This is a genomic window from Lysobacter enzymogenes (assembly GCF_900106525.1).
Classification (GTDB): Bacteria; Pseudomonadota; Gammaproteobacteria; order Xanthomonadales; family Xanthomonadaceae; genus Lysobacter; species Lysobacter enzymogenes.
This window is the reverse complement of record NZ_FNOG01000002.1, coordinates 411,108-427,769: the sequence shown is the minus strand read 5'-3', so window position 1 is coordinate 427,769 and position 16,662 is coordinate 411,108. Positions and strand designations below refer to the sequence as shown.

General features: G+C 69.7%; 13 protein-coding genes. 4 read left to right on the top strand and 9 right to left on the bottom strand.

From position 1 onward, the window contains the following. Positions 1–173: 173 nt before the first annotated feature. From BLU84_RS06115 to BLU84_RS06105, 3 genes are all read right to left on the bottom strand, one after another. Positions 174–926 carry a phosphoadenylyl-sulfate reductase gene (locus BLU84_RS06115; protein WP_074864056.1) on the bottom strand — a complete coding sequence of 251 codons (753 nt, stop codon included), beginning with the start codon at positions 924–926 and terminating at the stop codon, positions 174–176. Then, the gene (gene cysI / locus BLU84_RS06110) at positions 923–2,662 is read right to left on the bottom strand and encodes an assimilatory sulfite reductase (NADPH) hemoprotein subunit (RefSeq protein ID WP_074864054.1); all 1,740 of its coding nucleotides are present in this window, start codon (positions 2,660–2,662) and stop codon (positions 923–925) included. Before cysI ends, BLU84_RS06115 begins: the two co-directional genes overlap by 4 nt. 271 nt (positions 2,663–2,933) lie before the next feature. Further along, positions 2,934–4,805, bottom strand: coding sequence for an assimilatory sulfite reductase (NADPH) flavoprotein subunit (locus tag BLU84_RS06105; RefSeq protein WP_074864052.1), 1,872 nt, complete (start codon positions 4,803–4,805; stop codon positions 2,934–2,936). A gap of 442 nt (positions 4,806–5,247) precedes the next feature. Between BLU84_RS06105 and cysD the strand changes: the two genes are divergently transcribed. Next, positions 5,248–6,213 (top strand): sulfate adenylyltransferase subunit CysD, encoded by a 966-nt coding sequence (gene cysD, locus BLU84_RS06100; protein WP_083382361.1) that lies wholly within the window; start codon positions 5,248–5,250, stop codon positions 6,211–6,213. Next, entirely contained in the window at positions 6,213–8,222 is a 2,010-nt protein-coding gene (gene cysN, locus BLU84_RS06095) for a sulfate adenylyltransferase subunit CysN (protein WP_074864050.1), read from the top strand. Before cysD ends, cysN begins: the two co-directional genes overlap by 1 nt. A gap of 190 nt (positions 8,223–8,412) precedes the next feature. On the opposite strand, the gene BLU84_RS06090 is transcribed toward cysN, so the two are convergent. Both BLU84_RS06090 and BLU84_RS06085 read right to left on the bottom strand, forming a co-directional pair. Beyond that, on the bottom strand, positions 8,413–8,658 hold the full coding sequence (locus BLU84_RS06090; protein ID WP_074864048.1) for a GlsB/YeaQ/YmgE family stress response membrane protein: 246 nt from the start codon (positions 8,656–8,658) through the stop codon (positions 8,413–8,415). 311 nt (positions 8,659–8,969) lie between these two features. Continuing rightward, on the bottom strand, positions 8,970–10,463 hold the full coding sequence (locus tag BLU84_RS06085) for a M20 family metallopeptidase (RefSeq protein WP_074864046.1): 1,494 nt from the start codon (positions 10,461–10,463) through the stop codon (positions 8,970–8,972). Positions 10,464–10,682: 219 nt separating this feature from the next. On the opposite strand from BLU84_RS06085, the gene BLU84_RS06080 reads away from it, so the two are divergent. Both BLU84_RS06080 and BLU84_RS06075 read left to right on the top strand, forming a co-directional pair. Continuing rightward, complete coding sequence (locus BLU84_RS06080) at positions 10,683–11,027, top strand: ComEA family DNA-binding protein (protein WP_074864045.1); 345 nt, start codon at positions 10,683–10,685, stop codon at positions 11,025–11,027. Positions 11,028–11,444: 417 nt separating this feature from the next. Continuing rightward, positions 11,445–12,062, top strand: coding sequence for a HutD/Ves family protein (locus BLU84_RS06075; protein WP_074864043.1), 618 nt, complete (start codon positions 11,445–11,447; stop codon positions 12,060–12,062). A gap of 343 nt (positions 12,063–12,405) precedes the next feature. Here the strand turns inward: BLU84_RS06075 and BLU84_RS06070 are convergent, their stop codons facing one another. The 4 genes from BLU84_RS06070 to BLU84_RS06055 all read right to left on the bottom strand — a co-directional run bounded on the left by BLU84_RS06070 (position 12,406) and on the right by BLU84_RS06055 (position 16,636). Then, positions 12,406–14,058 (bottom strand): sulfite reductase subunit alpha, encoded by a 1,653-nt coding sequence (locus tag BLU84_RS06070; RefSeq protein ID WP_083382360.1) that lies wholly within the window; start codon positions 14,056–14,058, stop codon positions 12,406–12,408. 7 nt (positions 14,059–14,065) lie between these two features. Further along, positions 14,066–15,025, bottom strand: a complete 960-nt coding sequence (locus BLU84_RS06065; protein ID WP_233431082.1) for an FAD:protein FMN transferase — start codon at positions 15,023–15,025, stop codon at positions 14,066–14,068. A 161-nt stretch (positions 15,026–15,186) separates the two neighbouring features. Beyond that, on the bottom strand, positions 15,187–15,996 hold the full coding sequence (locus BLU84_RS06060) for a DUF4198 domain-containing protein (RefSeq protein ID WP_074864041.1): 810 nt from the start codon (positions 15,994–15,996) through the stop codon (positions 15,187–15,189). 124 nt (positions 15,997–16,120) lie between these two features. Then, positions 16,121–16,636, bottom strand: coding sequence for a DUF2271 domain-containing protein (locus tag BLU84_RS06055; RefSeq protein ID WP_074864039.1), 516 nt, complete (start codon positions 16,634–16,636; stop codon positions 16,121–16,123). Between the last annotated feature and the right edge of the window lie 26 nt (positions 16,637–16,662).

Here is a 16,662-nt window from a genome sequence, read left to right as displayed (position 1 = left end):
GTCGCGGCTCGCGCCGCTCCTACAGGGGCTTCGGCGACAGTGCGAATGGTTGCGAGTCGCAGCGTCGCTGCGCGATCTACCTGTAGGAGCGGCGCAAGCCGCGACCGCGGGCGATCCGCTCGCGTCGAAAGCTGCGTCGCAGTTGCGTCGCAGTTGCGTTCCCGCAGTCGCGCTCAAGCCGCCTGGTTTTCCTGCGCCGGCTCGCTGTCGAAATGCAGGCCGCATTCGCGCTTGAGGCCGAAGAAACGGGTGTCTTCCTCGCGCATGCCCGGTTCCAGCCGGCGGGTGGTGTGCACGTCGCCGATCGACACGTAGCCGTCGTGCCACAACGGGTGATACGGCAGGTCGTGCGTCTGCAGGTACTGCCACACGTCGCGGTCGCTCCAGTCGGCCAGCGGGTGCAGCTTCCAGCGGCCGTCCTTGATCTGCAGGAAATCCAGGTTGGCGCGGCTGCCGGACTGGCTGCGGCGCAGGCCGGCGATCCAGGTGCGCACGCCCAGCTCGCCGAGCGCGCGCTGCATCGGTTCGACCTTGCGCATGCGGTTGTAGCGCTCGATCCCTTCCAGCCCCTGTTCCCACAGCTTGCCGAAGCGCGCTTCCATCCAGGCCACGCCGATCTGCGGGCGGTACACCTTCAGGTTCAGCGACAGGCGATCGCCGAGTTCGTCGATGAAGCGGTAGGTCTCGGGGAACAGATAGCCGGTATCGACCACGATCACCGGCGTCCGCGGCGCCTGCCGGGTCACCATGTGCAGCGACACCGCCGATTGCGCGCCGAAGCTCGACGACAGCGCGTGCTCGCCGGCGGTGTTCTCCAGCGCCCAGGCCACCCGCTGCTCGGCGCTTTGCGTCGCCAGCCAGGCGTTGAGTTCGGCCAGCGCGCGCGGGGATTCGGCGGCGGTGACGGGATCGGTCGGGGCGCTCATGCGTGTGTCTCTGCGACGAGGGCGATGGGGATGCCGGTGGGCGTGGGGTAGGGAATGCTGACGACCAGGCTGCGCACCAGGTAATCGCCGAAGCCTTCGTCGCCTTCGCGCTGCGCGGCGTAGGCGCCGAACAACGGGTCCAGCGCCGCGGCGATCTCGGCTTCGCTGATGTTCTCGCGGTACAGCGTGTTCAAGCGCTGGCCGCGATGATCGGCGCCGAGCATCAGGTTGTAGCGGCCCGGCGCCTTGCCGACCAAAGCGATCTCGCCCAGGTACGGGCGCGAGCAACCGTTCGGGCAACCGCTGATGCGCAGGTTGATCGACGCATCGGGGATGGCGTGGCGCTGCAGCAGCCGTTCGACCTCGCCGACGAAATCGGGCAGATAACGTTCGGCCTCGGCCATCGCCAGCGCGCAGGTCGGCAGCGCCACGCAGGCCAGGGCGTTGCGCCGCACCGGACTGGCGCTGCGGTAGCCGTCCAGGCCGTGCTGGGCGACCAGCGCATCGACGCGCTCGCGCAGCGCCGCGGGCACGCCGGCGATGGTCAGGTTCTGATTCGGGGTCATGCGGAACTGCGAACCTTCGGCGTCGAGCAACAACTCGGCGATCTCGCGCAGGCCGCTGAGGTGGGTCAGCGCCTCGCCGCGGCCGTCGAGCGCGCCGTCGACGATGCGCCCGGCCGGAATGCGCAGGGTCAGGTGCGCGCGGCCGTCGTCGCCGTCGACCCAGCCGAAGCGGTCGCCGTTGTGGCGGAAGGCGAACGGACGCGCCGGAAGGAGAGTGAAACCGGCGCGCCGTTCGACTTCCGACTTGAACCAGTCCAGGCCGCGGTCGTCGATGGTGTACTTGAGCCGCGCGCGCTTGCGCACCTGGCGATTGCCGAAATCGCGCTGGGCGGTGACTACCGCCACGCCGACCGGGATCACCTGGTCCGGAGTGACGAAGCCGATCACGTCGCCGACGCGCGGGTAGGTTTCCGGATCGCCGTGGGTCGCGCCCATGCCGCCGCCGACGGTGACGTTGTAGCCGCGCAGTTCCCCGTCTTCGATGACGGCGATGTAGCCCAGATCCTGGGCGAATACATCGACGTCGTTGTACGGCGGGATCGCGAAGCCGATCTTGAACTTGCGCGGCAGGTAGGCCTGGCCGTAGACCGGCTCGTCCTCGCTGCCGCTGCCGGCCACGCGTTCCTCGTCGAGCCAGATTTCGTAATAGGCGCGGGTGTTGGGCAGCAGATGCTCCGACAGCGCCGCGGCCTGCGCGAATACCTGCGCGTGGCTGGCCGAGATCTGCGGATTGGCCGCCACCGCGACGTTGCGGTTGACGTCGCCGCAGGCCGCCAGGGTGTCCAGCAGCGCGGCGTTGATCGCCTGCATGGTGGACTTGAGCTCGGTCTTGATCACGCCGTGGTACTGGAACGCCTGGCGCGTGGTGATGCGCAGGCCGCGCTCGGCGAAGCGGGTGGCGATGGAGTCGAGCTTGAGCCACTGCTCCGGCGTGACCACGCCGCCCGGGGTGCGGGTGCGGATCATGAAGCTGTAGGCCGGCTCCAGCTTGGCCACGCGGCGCTCTTCGCGCACGTCGCGGTCGTCCTGCTGGTAGCTGCCGTGGTACTTGATGAGGGTCTGGTCGTCCTCGTTGAGCGCGCCGGTCAGCGGGTTGGCCAGGCTTTCCAGCAGGCTGCCGCGCAGGCGCGCGCTGGCGAGCTTGATGTCTTCGACCGAATGCGCGCTCATGCCGGCGCTCCGCCGAGTGCGGGCGCGCACGGCAGCGCAAGTTGCAGCCCGAACGGAGCGCGTCCCGACGACGTCGGCGCGCTCTGAGCGGCGCGCTGGTGTGCGGCGGCGCGGGAATCGCGCTCCATCCGGACTGCCGGGGCAATCGTTGCGGGCGCAAGGCCGAACGTCCCGCGACGCTCAGTAGACTCCACAACCGCCGCACCGGCCTGCGACGTGCGGCGCGGTTCGACAAAGTAATGTTCCGACCAGCGGACAGCGACGGCGTACATCAGTAGACATCCCGGGCGTAGCGCCCTTGTTGTTGCAGATCGTTGAGATATTCCTCGGCCGCTTCCGCGCCGCGGCCGCCGTGTTCGGCGATCGCCGCCAGCAGCGCGGCGTGCACGTCCTTGGCCATGCGCGTGGCGTCGCCGCAGACGTACAGGTGGGCGCCGTTCTGCAGCCAGTCGTAGAGTTCGCGGCCGTGTTCGCGCAGGCGGTGCTGGACGTAGACCTTGTGCGCCTGGTCGCGCGAGAACGCCAGGTCCAGCCGGTGCAGCTGGCCGGACTTCAGCGCCGCCTGCCATTCGGTCTGGTAGAGGAAGTCGGTGCGGAAATGCGGGTTGCCGAACAGCAGCCAGTTGCGGCCCGATGCGCCGTCGGCGGCGCGATCCTGGACGAAGCCGCGGAACGGCGCGACGCCGGTGCCGGGGCCGATCATGACGATGTCGCGGCTGCCGTCGGCGGGCAGGCGGAAGCGCTCGTTGTGCTCGATGAACACCGGCAGGCGCTCGCCTTCTTCGGCGCCGGCGAGCTGGTGCGAGGCCGCGCCCCAGCGCGTGCCGAGTTCGTTGATGTATTCGACGTGGGCCACGGTCAGATGCGCTTCCTCGCCGACCGCCTTCTGGCTGGAGGCGATGGAATACAGACGCGGGGTCAGCGGCCGCAGCGCGGCGACCAGTTCCTCGGCCGACCAGGCGCCGTCGAAGCGCTGCAGCAGGTCGATCACCTGGGTGCCCGCCAGCAACTGCGCCAGCGCGGCGGATTGGTCGGGCGCCAGCAGGCGGTTGAGCTCGTCGCTGCGCGCGTGCGCGGCGTGGCTGGCCACGAACGGGCGCGCCAGCTTGGTCAGTTCGCGCTTCTCGCTGAGCCACTGGCGCAGCGGCAGGCTCTGGCCGGCGTGCGCGACCGCGGCGTCGCCGTCGAGCTGCAGCGTCTCCAGCACCGCCTGCACCAGCGCGGGCGGATTGCGCGGCCACAGGCCGAGCGCATCGCCGGGCTGGTAGTGCAGGCCGGAATCCTCCAGCGACAGCTCGATGTGGCGGATGTCCTTGTCGGCGACCACCGCGCCGCGCGCGCTGCTGGCGCGGGCGATCAGGCGGCGGTTGCCGATCAGCTCGGCGGCGAACGGCGCGTCGCGGTGATGGGCGGGCGCTGCTGGCGCGATCGGCCGCAGCGGCGTGACCGTGGCCAGGTGCGCGGCGGCCGGCTTCAGGGCTTCCCTGGCCTGGACCAGCGCCTGCTGCAGCCACGGGCCGGACACGGTTTCGATGTCCAGGTCGGCGTCGCCGCGGGCGAAGGCGCGGGTGGCGCCGAGTTCGGCCAGGCGCGCGTCGAGCCTGGCGCCGATCGCGCAGAACTGCGGATAGCTCGAATCGCCCAGTCCGAGCACTGCGTAGTGCACGCCCTTGAGCTGGGGCGCGCGCTTGCCGGCGATGAACTCGATCAGGCCGCGCGCATCGTCGGAGGGATCGCCGTCGCCCTGGGTGCTGACCACCAGGTACAGCAGGCGCTCGTTCTTGAGTTCGCGGGTCGGGTAGGCGTCGGCGCGCAGCAGGCGCACGCCCAGGCCGGCGGCCTCGGCCTGCGCGGCCAGCTGTTCGGCCAGGCGCTTGGCGTTGCCGGTCTGGCTGCCGTAGACCACGGTCAGGCGCTCGCCGCTGCGCGCTTCGGGCGCGGCTTCCGGGGCCAGGGCCGCGGCGATCGGCGTGGGCGTCAGGCCCGAGCGGGCCAGGCCGGCGGCGTAGCCGGACAACCACCACAGGCTGTCGCGGTCCAGGCCGTCGGTGAGGCGGGCGAGCGAATCCAGCCGGTCGGCCGGCAACGGCGCGGCGAGCAGGGCGGGGGCGGACGCGAGGGCGGACGGGGCGGCGGCAGGCACGGTGGCGGGTCTGCGTGTGGCTTTGGAGTCCGCAGGCTACGAGCGCGCGCCGGGCGCGCGGAAAGGATGCTCGGTTATTCGTTAATGCCTTGCGTTCATTTCTCCCCGAATCCGGGGGGATTTCTAATGCGATCCAAGGCGGAGCCCGCGGCGCGCCCCGATTCGGGTCGTCGCGGGCGGCCGCAATGCGACCGGGTTCGCACTCCGGCGCGGGGCAGGGCGCATTCGTAACTGCGGCCCGGCCGCGCGCCCATCGGACGCGACCGGGTTCTCATTTGCACCGCCTCGCCCGGCGCAGCCGGCGCGACAGACAACCGACATTGTGATTCCATGCATGCTGGGCCGCCGCGCAGGCGTCCATGGAATCGGATCCTAATTCGCAGGCCGGGCGCCGCCGCGTCGCTCCGCCTTACCAGGAACGCGGCGAGCGAGCCCCTTTGCGATGAGTGCGTCACCCGTACCGAGCGCTGCCTTCGACCCCGTCTCCGACAACGCCACGCCGCTGGCCCAGGCGCTGAGCCATCTCGACCGGCTCGAAGCCGAGAGCATCCACATCCTGCGCGAGGTCGCCGCCGAGTTCCGCAACCCGGTGATGCTCTATTCCATCGGCAAGGACAGCTCGGTGTTGCTGCACCTGCTGCTCAAGGCGTTCTATCCCGCGCGCCCGCCGATCCCGCTGCTGCACGTGGACACCGGCTGGAAGTTCCGCGAGATGATCGCCTTCCGCGACCGCCGCGCCGCCGAGACCGGCGTCGACCTGCGCGTGCACATGAACCCCGACGGCCTGGCCCAGGGCATCGGCCCGGTCAGCCACGGCGCGGCCGTGCACACCGACGTGATGAAGACCCAGGCGCTCAAGCAGGCGCTGGACTGGAACAAGTTCGACGCCGCCATCGGCGGCGCGCGCCGCGACGAGGAAAAATCGCGGGCCAAGGAGCGCATCTTCTCGTTCCGCAATCCGCAGCACCGCTGGGATCCGAAGAACCAGCGCCCCGAGCTGTGGAACCTCTACAACACCCGCATCCATGCCGGCGAGAGCGTGCGGGTGTTCCCGATCTCGAACTGGACCGAGCTCGACGTGTGGCTGTACATCTACCGCGAGCGCATCCCGGTGCCGTCGCTGTATTTCGCCGCCAAACGCCCGGTGGTCGAGCGCGACGGCGCGCTGATCCTGGTCGACGACGAGCGCCTGCCGCTGCGCGCGGGCGAAACCCCGCAGCTGCGCGATGTGCGCTTCCGCACCCTGGGCTGCTATCCGCTCACCGGCGCGATCGAGTCGGAAGCCGACACGCTGGAGAAGATCATCGCCGAGATGCTGGTCGCCACCACCTCCGAACGCCAGGGCCGCATGATCGACCACGATCCGTCCGCCTCGATGGAGCGCAAGAAGCAAGAGGGCTACTTCTGATGAGCGCGGATATCGGGATTCTGGATTCGGGATCGGCCAAGGCGGAGCGTAGCGACGTGGGCGACGGGCAGCGCAAGGACGGGTTCGAGAAAGCCGGCGGCAGCGTCGTCGCGCTGAACCCCGAAGCGCGTATCCCGCATTCGGCCGGCGACGCCGTCGCCGATTACCTGAAGCAGCACGAAAGCAAGAGCCTGCTGCGCTTCATCACCTGCGGCAGCGTCGACGACGGCAAGAGCACCCTGATCGGGCGCCTGCTGCACGACACCCAACGCCTGTTCGAAGACCAGCTGGCGGCGCTCGACGCCGACAGCCGCCGTCATGGCACGCGCAACGGCGAGATCGACTTCGCGCTGCTGGTCGACGGCCTCGCCGCCGAGCGCGAGCAGGGCATCACCATCGACGTGGCCTACCGCTACTTCGGCACCGAGCGGCGCAAGTTCATCGTCGCCGACTGCCCCGGCCACGAGCAGTACACCCGCAACATGGCCACCGGCGCGTCCACCGCCGATCTGGCGGTGGTGCTGGTCGACGCGCGCAAGGGCCTGCTGACCCAGACCCGCCGCCACAGCTACATCGTGTCCCTGCTGGGCATCCGCCACGTGGTGCTGGCGGTCAACAAGATGGACCTGGTCGGCTTCGACCCGGACGTGTTCGAGCGCATCGTCGGCGAATACCGCGAACTGGCGGCCAAGCTCGGCATCGAGCACGTGCAGGCGGTGCCGCTGTCGGCGCTCAACGGCGACAACCTCACCACGCGCTCGGCGGCCACGCCGTGGTACCGCGGGCCGAGCGTGCTCGAACATCTGGAAACCGTCGATGTCGGCCGCGACGCCGCCGACCTGGGCCTGCGCCTGCCGGTGCAGTGGGTCAACCGCCCGCACCAGGATTTCCGCGGCTTCGCCGGCACGATCTCCGCCGGCCGCGTGCGTCCCGGCGACGAGATCGTCGCCCTGCCGTCGGGCCGGCGCTCGCGCGTGCAGCGCATCGTCACCGCCGACGGCGATCTGGCGCAGGCGACGGCGGGGCAGGCGGTGACGCTGACCCTGGCCGACGAACTCGACATCAGCCGCGGCGACGTGATCGCCGGCGCCGCGCAGCCGGCGCAGGTGGCCGACCAGTTCGCCGCGCACCTTCTTTGGATGGATGCGACTCCGCTGCTGCCGGGCCGTTCGTACTGGCTGAAGATCGGCGCGCGCACGGTCACCGCCAGCGTCACCGAGATCAAGCACAAGATCGACGTCAACACCCAGGCCCAGCTGGCCGCGCGCCGGCTCGAACTCAACGAAGTGGCCTGGTGCAACCTCGGCCTGGACCAGCCGATCGCGTTCGAGGCCTATCGCGACAACCGCGAGCTCGGCAGCTTCGTCCTGATCGACCGCCAGACCAACGCCACCGTCGCCGCCGGCACGCTCGACTTCGCCCTGCGCCGCGCCGAGAACATCCACTGGCAACCGGTCGACGTCGACAAGGCCGCGCGCGCCCAGGCCAAGCGGCAGACACCGCGCTGCGTGTGGTTCACCGGCCTGTCGGGCTCGGGCAAGTCGACCATCGCCAATCTGGTCGACAAGCAACTGCACGCGCTCGGCCACCACACCTTCATCCTCGACGGCGACAACGTCCGCCACGGCTTGAACAAGGACCTGGGCTTCACCGACGCCGATCGGGTCGAGAACATCCGCCGCGTCGCCGAAGTGGCCAAGCTGATGACCGACGCCGGCCTGATCGTGCTGGTGAGCTTCATCTCGCCGTTCCGGGCCGAGCGCGAACTCGCGCGCGAGCTGTTCGGCGCCGGCGAATTCGTCGAAGTGTTCGTCGACACGCCGCTGCAGGAAGCCGAGCGCCGCGACGTCAAGGGCCTGTACGCGAAGGCGCGCGCCGGCAAGATTCCCAACTTCACCGGCATCGACTCGCCGTACGAAGCCCCGGAATCGCCGGAGCTGCATCTGGCCACGCTGGAAGACGATCCGCAGGCATTGGCCCAGCGCGTGGTCGACTTCTTGCGCGGTTGACGCTTGGTCGCGGCTTCGCGCCCGCATCGCTCCTGCATGGGCTCCCTGCAGGAGCGGCGCAAGCCGCGACCGCGCCAATGCAACCACGACGAACCCCGCAACTGCCGATGTTCGGCGCAACCACCGCCCGCAAAAACGAACGCCCCGGCACAGGCCGGGGCGTTCGCGCATACGACAGGAAAACCAGGACTCAGCTCTTCGCCGACTTGCTGCGGATGAACTCGTACAAGAACAACAGCACGATCGCGCAGACCACCGACACGATCAGGCCGATGAAGCCGCCGCCGCCGTAGATCAGGCTGCCGACATAAGCGCCGGCGATGCCGAGCAGAATGGTCAGGATCCAACCCATCGGATCGGCGCCGGGTTTGAAGAAACGCGCGAGGATGCCGATGACCGCGCCGATGATGATCGTGGAAATGATGCCGCCGAACATGGCCTGCCTCCTCGAAGGGAATGGAACGCACTGGAATGGAGTGCGCAGGGATCATGTGAGCGCCGGCGTCGCCGCCGCGTGAGGGCGCGGCGGCCGGATTGAGCCGCGGTTAAGCCGTTGCGGCAGGTGCGGATGGCGGTCGCCAGCGCCGCATCTTCGGCCCGTGGCGGCTGCTGGTTTCGGCTCTTCGCGTGGCGCTCGACGCGACGTTGCGTTGGGCGAAGCCGCCCATTCGGCCTCAACCCGGACAAAGAAAAAGCGGGCCCGCAGGCCCGCTTTTCGTTACCGCGTTGGCGCCCGAGCGAAACTGCTCAGCAGCAACCGTGCCCACCGTGGCGGTCGCCGCTGTCGGCCACCACCGCCGCGCCCGCGGTCTCGCCGCGCTGGCTGGCCTGATGATGCTCGGCCACCACCCGCGCCACGCACGCGGTGACGCGCTTGCCCATCGGGATATGCAGGAACTCGTTCGGGCCGTGTGCGTTGGAATGCGGGCCCAGCACGCCGGTGATCATGAACTGCGCGCCCGGGAACTTCTCGCCGAGCATGCCCATGAACGGAATCGAGCCGCCTTCGCCCATGTACATCGCAGGCTGGCCGAAGAACTCGCGGCTCGACGCGTCGATCGCCTTGGACAGCCACGACGACATCGCCGGCGCGTTCCAGCCGCTGGAAGACTTCTCCAGTTCCAGCGACACCTGCGCGCCGTTGGGCGGATCGCGCAGCAGCACTTCCTTGAGCAGCTCGCCGGCGCGCTTGCCGTCCAGCGTCGGCGGCAGGCGCAGCGACAGCTTCACCGAAGTGTAGGGACGCAGCACGTTGCCGGCCGAAGCCAGCGGCGGCATGCCGTCCACGCCGGTCACCGACAGCGCCGGACGCCAGGTGCGGTTGAGCACCAGCTCCGACAAGTCATCGGCCATCGGCTTCATGTTCGGCAGGAACGGGAACTTGTCGTAGACCGCGTTGCCGAGCACCTTGGCCGCCTGGCGCGCCTGCTCCATGCGCTCTTCGGGCACGTCCACGTACAGGCCTTCGATCAGGATCTTGCCGCTGGTCTCGTCTTCCAGGCGCGAGAGCAACTGGCGCAGCAGGCGAAAGCTCGAGGGCACCACGCCGGAAGCGTCGCCCGAATGCACGCCTTCGCTGAGCACCTTGACCGTGAAGTTGCCGCCGGCCAGGCCGCGCAGCGAGGTCGTGCACCACAACTGCTCGTAGTTGCCGCAGCCCGAGTCCAGGCACACCACCAGCGAGGGCTTGCCGATGCGCTCAGCGAGGTGGTCGACGTAGGCCGGCAGGTCGTAGCTGCCCGATTCCTCGCAGGCCTCGATCAGGATCACGCAGCGCGAGTGCGGGATCTGCTGGTCCTGCAGGGCCAGGATCGCCGCCAGCGAACCGAAGATCGCATAGCCGTCGTCGGCGCCGCCGCGGCCGAACAGCTTGTCGCCCTTGATCACCGGCTTCCACGGGCCGAGGTCGTCGTCCCAGCCGGTCATCTCCGGCTGCTTGTCGAGGTGGCCGTACAGCAGCACGCAGTCGTCGTCGCTGCCGCCGTGGGCGGCCGGAATATCGATGAAGATCAACGGCGTGCGGCCTTCCAGGCGCACCACCTCGACCTGCATGCCGGGAATCGACTGGGCCTTGGCCCACGACTCCATCAGCTTGACCGCGTCGTCCATATAGCCGTGCTTGACCCAATCGGCGTCGAACATCGGCGACTTGTTGGGAATGCGGATGTATTCGACCAATTGCGGGACGATTTCGTCGTCCCACTTCTGACCGACGTAGCGGTCGACCTTGCTGGCGTCCATGAACGGGGCCTCGGAGCTGGGGAAGGCGACCATTTTACGCCGGCCGGGGCGTGTAGGACTTTTCCTACCCTGCGCTGCGGTTCCGCCCGACTTCGCCGGGGCGCAAGCGGCGATAACCTGTGCCCGTCGAGACATGGAGACTGTCTCCACCGGCGGACAAGGAATCAAGGAAGCAACGTCCTCCGGACTGGAAAGGAATCCAATCTCAAGGAGCTCAACATGAAGTCGTTTGCCCTCATCGCCAAGTCGCTGGTGCTGTCGCTGGTCCTCGCCGGCAGTGCCTACGCCTCGGAGAAGGTCAATATCAACAGCGCCGATGCGGCCACGCTGGACCGCGTGCTGCTCAACATCGGAGCGTCCAAGGCAGAAGCGATCGTCGCTTACCGCAAGGCCAACGGGGCCTTCCGCAGCGCCGAGCAGCTGGCCCTGGTCAAGGGGATCGGTCTGAAGACGGTGGAAAAGAACCGCGACCGTATCGTGGTGGGTGGGGCGCCGGCGCAAGGCGGCCGTCCGACCAACACCGCCGGCGCCATCGCGGCGCCGCGCGCCGCCAGCAAGCGCTGAACTCGCCTGCCGGCACCGTAAGGATGCGGAGCCGGTAGCTGATCGGGCAAGGATGCCCGAAGGATTCGGGGGGAGGTCCCTGGACACGGAAGTACGCTGCCCCGCCGCGGAAGGATCCGCGGCGGGGCACACCCAACCGAAGTTACGTAGCTCCGCCGTCGCACCCCGAAGCGACACCACCCCAAGCCTTACATCCGACGCCGTACTACAGGCAAACCCCCTGTAGGAGCGGCGCAAGCCGCGCCCGCGCCCCCTCAACTCCGGCGCCACCCTCACCGCGCGCAGCCCCAACGCGTTCCGCTCCAAGCCCCAGCCCGCCCTGGCCCACGGCTCTGCCTGGCCGCCCGCGCGCCCCCACCGCTTGGGCCACCCCTCCAGACCCACTAGACTGGCACCTCCATTCAGCCAGCCGCCCCCATGCCCGACCGTCCCTCCTGGTGCATCCCCGCCAACGAGTACCGCCGCGAACGCTGGCGCAACCAGTTCGGCTGGACCCGCGAGATCGTGCGCATGCGCCGCGAAGCCGGCCGCGACCGCCCCGCGTCGGGCGAGGAAGACTGGGACTGGCGCCTGTCGATCGCCGAAATCGAAAGCGACGCCCCGTTCTCGGCCTTTCCGGGCATCGACCGCGAACTGGTCCTGCTCAGCGGCAACGGCCTGCGCCTGCGTTTTGACGACGGCGAGGCCTTCGAACTGCGCCCGCCGCACGACAAGCTGCGCTTCGCCGGCGAACGCACGGTCAGCGGCGAGCTGATCGACGGCCCGACCCACGACTTCAACCTGATGTGGCGCCGCGACCGCGTCCGCGCCGAGCTCTGGCACCGCCCGCTGGTCGGCCCGATGGTGCTGTTCGCCGAACCCGGGCAGAGCTGGGCCGTGCACCTGCTCGCCGGCCAGGCCCATTTCGCCGACGGCTGCGGGCTGGCGCCGCTGCAAGCCGGCTATACCGCGATCCTGGCCGCGGGCGAGGATCGCCTGCGCCATGTGCTGGAAGGCGGCGGCGAAGTGCTGCTGGTGCGCGTCGGCGAGGCTTGAGGCGAAGCAGCCGTTCGTCGCGACCGGGAAACCCCGAAGTCGCGGCTCGCGCCGCTCCTACAGATAGCCATCGCGGGTTGCGTTTCCGACTGTAGGAGCTGCGCAAGCTGCGACCGCGACACCGCAGCTACGGCGAGCCGTTCGTCGCGACCGGGAACTCCGCGGTCGCGGCTCGCGCCGCTCCTACAAGTAGCCATCGCGAGTTTCGTTTCCGACTGTAGGAGCTGCGCGAGCTGCGACCGCGACACCGCGGCTACGACGAACCTTCCGCCGCGACCGGAACCCCCGCGGTCGCGGCTTGCGCCGCTCCTACAGGAGGCGTTCGGACCGCAGACGGCATCGGTCAGTACACGTCGCGCCGATATCGCCCATCCGCCGCCATCGTCTCCAGCGCGTCGTCGCCGAGCGCTTCGCGCAGCACCGCGTCGACCGCCGGCGCCATGCCTTCCAGGCTGCCGCAAACATAGACCGCCGCGCCGGCCGCGATCCATTCGCGGATCTCGCCGATGCGTTCGCGCAGCCGGTCCTGCACATACACCCGCTGCGCGCCGTCGCGCGAGAACGCGTAGTCGCTGCGTTCGATCCGGCCGTCGGCCTGCCACGCGTCCAGGTCGTCGCGGTAATGCAGGTCGCAGGCCGCGTTGCGTTCGCCGAACAGCAGCCAGTTGCGATGATGGCCGGCGTCGATGCGTTCGCGCAGCAGCGCGCGCAACCCGGCCAGGCCGGTGCCGTTGCCGATCAGGATCAGCGGCCGCGCGTCGGTCGGGGCATGGAACGAGGGGTTGGCGCGGATGCGCAGATCGATCGCCGCGCCGTCGCCGGCGTATTCGGTCAGCCAACCGCTGCCCAGGCCGAGGCGGCCGTCGTCGCGGCGCATCTGCCGCACCAGCAGGCGCAGCGCGCCGTCGGTGGGGATCGAGGCGATCGAGTATTCGCGATGCGGCAGCGCCGCCAGTTCGTCGGCTACGGCTTGTGCGCCGCGGCCGCGCGCGTCGGTGGCGACGGGCAGGCGCGAGCGTGCGAGCAATTCGGCCAGCGCGATCTCGCTGTCGTCGCGACGCACTCGCGTGGCACCGTCGAGGCCGGTAGCGGCCAGCCACTGCGCGACTTCGTCGGGCGGGTTGCGCGGGCCGATCTCGGCGATGTCGCCGGCGCGCCACTGCAGCGCCGAGCCGTTGGCCGGCAGCAGCGCCAGATCGAACGCGGCGGCGCCGGCGCTGCCCGGGTTCGACACGCGCCGTTCGCTCAAACGCCACGGCGCGTAGGCCGGCGCGCTCCAGTCGGGCAGGTCGGTGCGCCCGGCGAGCAGGCCCAGGTGATGCTGCCAATGACGCAGCGCCCCGGCCTCGCCGTTGTCGACTTCGACCAGATCGAACAATGGCTGCGCGCCGGCGTGGCGCAGCCAATGATCGAGGCGATGGCCGAACGCGCAGTACTGCGCGTACTCGCGGTCGCCCAATGCGAGCACGCCGTAGCCCAGTTGCGGCAGCGGCGTGGCCGCGCCCATCGCCTTGCGCACGAACGCTGCGGCGCTGTCGGGCGCGTCGCCCTCGCCGGTGGTGCTGACCACGAACAGAACGCGTCGGTATTGGCTCAACTGTGCGGCGTCGAGCGTGCCGAGCACGGCCAGGTCGGCGCGCAGGCCGGCGTCGCGCAACGCCTGCCAGCTGCGCCGCGCCAACTGTTCGGCGAAGCCGGTCTGGCTGGCGAAGGCGACCAACCACTCGCCGCGTTGATCGGCGCGCAGCTCGGGCAGGGCGTCGCGCTGCGCGCTACGCTTGCGCGACGTCGCCACCGCCGCGATGAAACCGACGTAGGCGGCGACCAGCGCCGCAGCCAGCCACCATTGGCCGCGCCCCGGCGCGATCCATTGCCAGCCGTCGACCTGGGTGCGCGCCGACACCGCGGCGAGCGCGCACAGCGCCAGCAACGCCACGGCGTTGCCGAGCCAGGACAGAGTGAAACGACGCTCGCGCGCGGCGGATGAAGAAGTCATGCAGAAATCAGGCGGAGCGCTGCCGGGCGACGAAGCCAGGCGTGGCGCGGGAAACGAAGCCGTCGCCTTCGCGCAGCACGAACAGCGCGGCGAGCTGGCGGCGGTTGGCGTAGGCGAGCCCGGCGCGGGCGCCGAGCACGGTCAGCGCGGTGGCGAGCGCGTCGGCGTGCATGCAGCGTTGGTGCAGCACGGTGACTGAGGCCACCGCGTGCTCGATCGGCGCGCCGGTGCGCGGGTCGAGCGTGTGCGAGTAACGGCGCGTGGCGCCGGCTTGTTCGAAATAGCGGCGGTAGTCGCCGGAGGTGGCGATGGCCAGGCCGTCGAGCGCGATCACCGCGGCGGCTTCATCCTCGTGGCCGGGTTGTTCGACCGCGACCCGCCAGGCCGAACCGTCGGGCTTGCGCCCATGCGCGCGCAGCTCGCCGCCGACTTCGACCAGACAGTCGCCGCAACCTTGCGCGAGCAGCCAGTCGGCGACGCGGTCGACGCCGTAGCCCTTGGCGATGGAGGAAAAGTCCAGGTACGCGCCGCCGGGTTGGATCAGTTCGCGCGTGGCCGGGTCGAAGCGCAGGCGGCGCCAGTCGACGCGTTCGCGCGCCTGCGCCAGCGGCGCCGGTTCGGGCGCTTGCGCGCGCGCGCCGGCGGGGCCGAAGCCCCACAGGTCGGTCAGCGGGCCGATGCTCGGGTCGTAGGCGCCGTCGGTGTCCGCGGCCAGCGCCAGCGCCGCGGTCAGCACTTCGGCGAACGGCGCCGGCAGCGTGTGCGCGCTGCCGGCGTCGGCGCGGTTGTAGCGGCTGATGTCCGAGCCGGTTTCCCAGGTGCTCATCTGCGCGACGACTTCGTCGAGCCGCGCCTGGATGCCGCGTTCGAGATCGATCAGGGCGGCGACTGGCGCAGCCAGCTTGACCGACCACGTCGTGCCCATGCTCAGGCCGCGCAGTTCGTGCACGGCGGCGCGTGCGGACATCGCCGCGGTATTCGGCGTCGCGCTCGCGGCGAGGTTCGCCGCAAGCATCGGTGCGAAAGCATCCGGCACCGCAACGTGCGGCGCACCCGCAGCCGCGCCATGCGCGGGCGCCACGGCGCCCGTCCACGACCACAGCGGCTGCGGCGCGCGCCCGCTCATGCTTACTGCGGCAGCACTTCGAACACGGCCACGTAGCTCAGCCGGCGCTGCTTGGCGTCGGCCAGGGTGGTCTTCTTGTCTTCGCTGGCGGTTTCCAGCCAGTACATGCCGGCCTGCGGCCACTTCACTTCGAACTTGCCGTCGGCGCCGGTGGTGGCGTGGATCTCGGCCTGCTCGTTGCGGTAGCGGGTCGCGCCCGGAACGATTTCGATCTTCAGGCCCGACGCCGGCTTGCCGTCGACGAGCAACTGGAACGTCGCCGACTCGCCGGCGAACAGATCGTTGGGATGCGTCACCGGCACCAGCTCGATGCCCTTGCCGGTGGTCTTGAACGCGCCGGTGCTCGGCTTGCCGACGGTGGCGAAGGTCTCGACCCGGCCCAGGCTCTCGGAGGCTTCGACCTCGGTCGCGCCGGCCGGGATCGCGGTCTTGAACTCGCCGGCCTTGCCGCGCCAGCGCTTGGCTTCGCCGCCGAGCTTGTAGCTGGCGAACATGCCTTCGTTGTTCATCGCGATCTTGTAGGTGCCTTCCTGCTGCAGTTGCAGGTCGAACACGCTGCGCAGCTTGCCGGTCGAACCGTTCTGCGCCTGCACCGCGCTGCCGTCCGGCGCGGTCACCTGCAGCCGCTCCAGCGGCAGCGGCACGTGGTTGAAGTAGAACAGGTCGTTGGACACGGCCGCATCGACCGTCATCCACGAGCCCTTCTCCGAGAACACCGTCTGCGAGGGCTGCAGCCAGGCCTTGTGGGCGTGGGCGGTGCCGGCCAGGGCGAGCGCGGCCAGCGCCGCGGCGGAGATCAGTTTGAGTTTCATGGTGTTGGGTCCGGGAATGGGGAATAAGGAAGGGAGCATCGTCGAAGCGAGCGCTGCGGGAGGAATCGGATGGAGAACGATCGTGTTCGCGATCGCCGCTGTTCCATCGCCGATTCCCGGCGCGTTACGGTTTCACCGCCAAGCCGACCTTGCCCAGCTCGGTCTTGCCTTGCGCCGACAGCTTCTGCGCCTTGGCCGGCCATTCGAACGGGATCGTCAGCATCTCGCGGCCGCCGACTTCGCGCGCGGCTTCCACCACCAGGGTGTAGCTGCCCGGCGCCAGGCCGGCGAGCTGCTTGGACGCGCCCTTGAAACTCACCGCGTGCTGGCCTACCGGGCGGGTCGCGCCGCTGACGCCGTCGACCGGCATGGTCAAGGTGCGGCCGCTGCGCCGCCACCACTGGCGCATGTCCTTGAGCCACTTGGTGCCTTCGCCGTTCTTCATGTCCACGTCGTACCAAACGAGCAGGTTGCTCGCCACGGAGTTGTCGGCCTTCTCGATCCAGGCCGCGACGTAGGGGCGGTGGTATTCGGCCGCATTGATGCGCGGCACTTCGATGTTGAGTTCCAGATCGGCGGCGAACGCCGGCAGCGGCAGGGTCAGCGCCGGAATCAGGATCTTGAACATGGACGGCTTCATGGAACGCTCCTGAGTGGAAACTTCGG

Bases quoted from the DNA above. Each gene is read 5' to 3' on its own strand.
- BLU84_RS06115 (WP_074864056.1), bottom strand. From the start codon at position 926: ATGAGCGCCCCGACCGATCCCGTCACCGCCGCCGAATCCCCGCGCGCG.
- cysI (WP_074864054.1), bottom strand. From the start codon at position 2,662: ATGAGCGCGCATTCGGTCGAAGACATCAAGCTCGCCAGCGCGCGCCTG.
- cysD (WP_083382361.1), top strand. From the start codon at position 5,248: ATGAGTGCGTCACCCGTACCGAGCGCTGCCTTCGACCCCGTCTCCGAC.
- cysN (WP_074864050.1), top strand. From the start codon at position 6,213: ATGAGCGCGGATATCGGGATTCTGGATTCGGGATCGGCCAAGGCGGAG.
- BLU84_RS06090 (WP_074864048.1), bottom strand. From the start codon at position 8,658: ATGTTCGGCGGCATCATTTCCACGATCATCATCGGCGCGGTCATCGGC.
- BLU84_RS06085 (WP_074864046.1), bottom strand. From the start codon at position 10,463: ATGGACGCCAGCAAGGTCGACCGCTACGTCGGTCAGAAGTGGGACGAC.
- BLU84_RS06080 (WP_074864045.1), top strand. From the start codon at position 10,683: ATGAAGTCGTTTGCCCTCATCGCCAAGTCGCTGGTGCTGTCGCTGGTC.
- BLU84_RS06075 (WP_074864043.1), top strand. From the start codon at position 11,445: ATGCCCGACCGTCCCTCCTGGTGCATCCCCGCCAACGAGTACCGCCGC.
- BLU84_RS06070 (WP_083382360.1), bottom strand. From the start codon at position 14,058: ATGACTTCTTCATCCGCCGCGCGCGAGCGTCGTTTCACTCTGTCCTGG.
- BLU84_RS06065 (WP_233431082.1), bottom strand. From the start codon at position 15,025: ATGTCCGCACGCGCCGCCGTGCACGAACTGCGCGGCCTGAGCATGGGC.
- BLU84_RS06060 (WP_074864041.1), bottom strand. From the start codon at position 15,996: ATGAAACTCAAACTGATCTCCGCCGCGGCGCTGGCCGCGCTCGCCCTG.
- BLU84_RS06055 (WP_074864039.1), bottom strand. From the start codon at position 16,636: ATGAAGCCGTCCATGTTCAAGATCCTGATTCCGGCGCTGACCCTGCCG.